We start from the raw sequence: 2,583 nt of genomic DNA on the forward strand, positions 1-2,583 counted from the left end.
CTTGCCGGCACCGGCTCGTCCATCACGCCGGCCAAGGCAGCGCGGAGCGCCGCGCGGTCGGCGATGTAGCGGGCGCTCTTTGCCCGCATCTCGGGATTGGCTTCGAGCCAGGCGTCATAGGCCAAGCGCTCCTCTGCCGGCAGCTCGCCATCGAGGGCCATGTGGATGTCGCGTTCGGAGAAATCGCGCCGGGTCATCGCTCGACAATCCTTATCGAGCGGCGGCGCGAGGAGTCGTCCAGCAGACCGCGCAGTTCCTCGCGGCCACGCGCGATGCGCGACATCAGCGTGCCGGCCGGCACGCCGAGGATGTTGGCGGCCTCAGCGTAGGAAAAGCCTTCGATGGCGACCATGACCAACGCCGCGCGGCGATCGGGGCCGATCGCCTGCAAGGCATCCATGATCTCGCGGGATGCAATGGTTTCGACCTGATCGGCGGGCGCAGACTGGGCTTCGCCGGCTTCCAGGGGCAGCATCGCCGCCTCGCCACGTCGGTTAACCTTGCGCATCTGGTCGATGAACAGATGATGCATGATCGTAAACAGCCACCTCCTGGGGCTTTCTCCTGTCTGCCAGTTGTCGAGCCGGACAAGCGCCCGCTCGAGACAATCCTGGACGAGATCGTCGGCGGAATCGCGGTCGCGCAGCAGCGAGCGCGCGTAGCGGCGCAAACGCGGTATCTCGCTCAGGATCGCTGCCCTCTTGTCGTCCATAACCGCTTTTTTCGAGGTCGTCTTCCATCCGATTGAACGCGCCTTCGCAGCGCGGCGCAAGCAGCCAGCGCGAAGCGGACCAACCGCTCCGGTACCCAAGCACCTTAACAACGCTGGCGGATGCGTGTTTATTCCCGGCTATCCGATCGTCGAAGCTATGATTTATGCCAGATCCGTCTCCAGGAAATCACCGCCTTTGTAGAGCAGCGGAACGTCGAGCGCCTTGGCGCAGGCATAGGCGAAGCAGTCTCCTAGATTGAGATCGGCCGGATGGCCGACCGCCTTGCGGCAGCGGATGCTGGCGTCGAGAGCGCGCGTGCCGATCTCTTCATCGACAGACACGTTGCGAGCATCAATTTCTTCGATGAAGGTGTCCATCAGATCGCGCGCCGCCGACAGCATTCGGGGACTTGGCCTTTTTGGCACCGCCGCTCAGTCGTCCAAGTGCAAATGTCGCCTCGACCCTGACCAGCGCCGATACGTGAAGCGGACCTGCGGTGTCGAGAATCCGTTTTAGCAATTCCTCCCAGCCTGGCTCCTTGGCAAGGATCGCGACGATCACCGACGCATCGACGAACATCACTCCTCCCACATCTCGTCCATGAACGCTTTCATGTCGAAGTTGGGATCGAACGGCCCCAATGCAGCAGCTTGCGCCTGAAGAACTGCAATCCTTTCACGCAACGGCTTTCGAGCGCGATTGCGCTCCAGTTCATGCAAAAGCGCGGTCCGTACGGCTTCTGTTTTGCTGGAAGCCTTGGTCTCGCGCTGCAATTTTGTCGCCAGCGCGTCGACCTCATCGTCACGAATGTAGAGCGGCATATGAATTTCTCCTGCCGAATATTCATATATTCCGTTTTGAATATTCAGGCACCTCACCTTTGCCTGGCCGCTCTTGTCAGAAGCCGCTGATAAAACAACCCGATGCCGATCAGCACCGCGCCGAGGCCGATGAAGGAGAGCGCGCGCAGCACGCCTTCCAGCTCCGACATGTCGAAGAGGAAGACTTTCAGCACCGCGACTGCGATCAGCACGGCCGAGGCGATGCGCAGCACCTGCGACCTCAGCCAGACGCCGGTGGTGAGCAGCGCCACGCCGATGACCAGCCAAAGCGCCGAATAGGTGTAGGTCTCGAGCTGGCCTAGCCCGCTCCACAGGCCGATGAACTCGCCCTTGAACAGGCGCCGGACAGAGAGCGTCGCATAGGCGAAGGCAAGCAGCGAAGCGACCAGCGCCAGCATCGCCGCATACCATCTCGGGCGCTTGTCGCGGACATAAAGCGCCAGCGCGCCGGCCGCGACGGCCGGCAGCAGATAGGCGAAGAACAACAGATTGAAGAACGGAATGGTGCCGGTGGATTCGTCCGTCACGAGCGGGTTCAGCACCACGAAATGCTGGATGACGATCAGGCCGGCAGAGACCACGCCGGCCGCCATCGAGCCATAGCGCAGCACCGAGCTCGGCGAGCGCATGTCGATGGCGACGAGGATCGCGCCAGCGCCGAGCGCGATCAGCGTGTAGATCGCCTGCTCGCCGAGCGTGACAGTGCCGGTGTCGATGACGCCGCCATGCATGGCGTGACGCACCAGCATCGCAACGGCGAGCAGGCCAAACAGCGCCGAGGTCGCCTCCATCGCGAGGCGCGGCCGTCCGTTGGTGGTGCGCGCCAGTTGCCAGGCAGAAAAACCAAAGGCGAGCGCTGGCACGCCATAACCCGGCAGCAGCCAGTTGAAGACCGGCGTCCTCGACAATGCCGCCGCGCCGACGATGGTCGGATCGAAGGCGACGCGGCCGAGCACGGCGACCGCGGCGCCCACTGCGATCCAGCCCAGCACCGGATAGGAGCGCCAGCGCGTCGCCAGCGCCGGAAC

At 63.3% G+C, this 2,583-nt stretch carries 5 protein-coding genes and 1 pseudogene; all 6 read right to left on the reverse strand.

Translation table 11 applies throughout. The annotated features are described in order from the left end of the window. A pseudogene (locus DH10_RS35150) lies at positions 1-197 on the reverse strand (anti-sigma factor family protein); the annotation flags it as partial. Continuing rightward, positions 194-712, reverse strand: coding sequence for an RNA polymerase sigma factor (locus DH10_RS35155; RefSeq protein ID WP_192244469.1), 519 nt, complete (start codon positions 710-712; stop codon positions 194-196). The gene DH10_RS35155 and the pseudogene DH10_RS35150, both read right to left, overlap by 4 nt. Positions 713-874: 162 nt before the next feature. Then, positions 875-1,090: a type II toxin-antitoxin system VapC family toxin gene (locus DH10_RS38050; RefSeq protein WP_343221679.1), complete on the reverse strand. Its 216-nt coding sequence runs from the start codon at positions 1,088-1,090 to the stop codon at positions 875-877. Continuing rightward, positions 1,065-1,292, reverse strand: a complete 228-nt coding sequence (locus DH10_RS38055) for a PIN domain-containing protein (RefSeq protein ID WP_343221677.1) — start codon at positions 1,290-1,292, stop codon at positions 1,065-1,067. The genes DH10_RS38050 and DH10_RS38055 overlap by 26 nt, the downstream gene beginning before the upstream one ends. Beyond that, a complete protein-coding gene (locus DH10_RS35165) occupies positions 1,292-1,534 on the reverse strand; it encodes a type II toxin-antitoxin system VapB family antitoxin (protein ID WP_192244471.1) in 243 nt (80 codons plus the stop codon). Before DH10_RS35165 ends, DH10_RS38055 begins: the two co-directional genes overlap by 1 nt. Positions 1,535-1,587: 53 nt before the next feature. Continuing rightward, a partial coding sequence (locus tag DH10_RS35170; RefSeq protein ID WP_192385897.1) for a DUF2339 domain-containing protein occupies positions 1,588-2,583 on the reverse strand: 996 nt, incomplete at its 5' end.

This window comes from Mesorhizobium silamurunense (genome assembly GCF_014843825.1).
Lineage (GTDB): Bacteria > Pseudomonadota > Alphaproteobacteria > Rhizobiales > Rhizobiaceae > Mesorhizobium > Mesorhizobium silamurunense.

Excerpts from the sequence above, each read along its gene's own strand:
- DH10_RS38050 (WP_343221679.1), bottom strand. The coding sequence starts at position 1,090 with ATGGACACCTTCATCGAAGAAATTGATGCTCGCAACGTGTCTGTCGAT.
- DH10_RS35155 (WP_192244469.1), bottom strand. The coding sequence starts at position 712 with ATGGACGACAAGAGGGCAGCGATCCTGAGCGAGATACCGCGTTTGCGC.
- DH10_RS38055 (WP_343221677.1), bottom strand. The coding sequence starts at position 1,292 with ATGTTCGTCGATGCGTCGGTGATCGTCGCGATCCTTGCCAAGGAGCCA.
- DH10_RS35165 (WP_192244471.1), bottom strand. The coding sequence starts at position 1,534 with ATGCCGCTCTACATTCGTGACGATGAGGTCGACGCGCTGGCGACAAAA.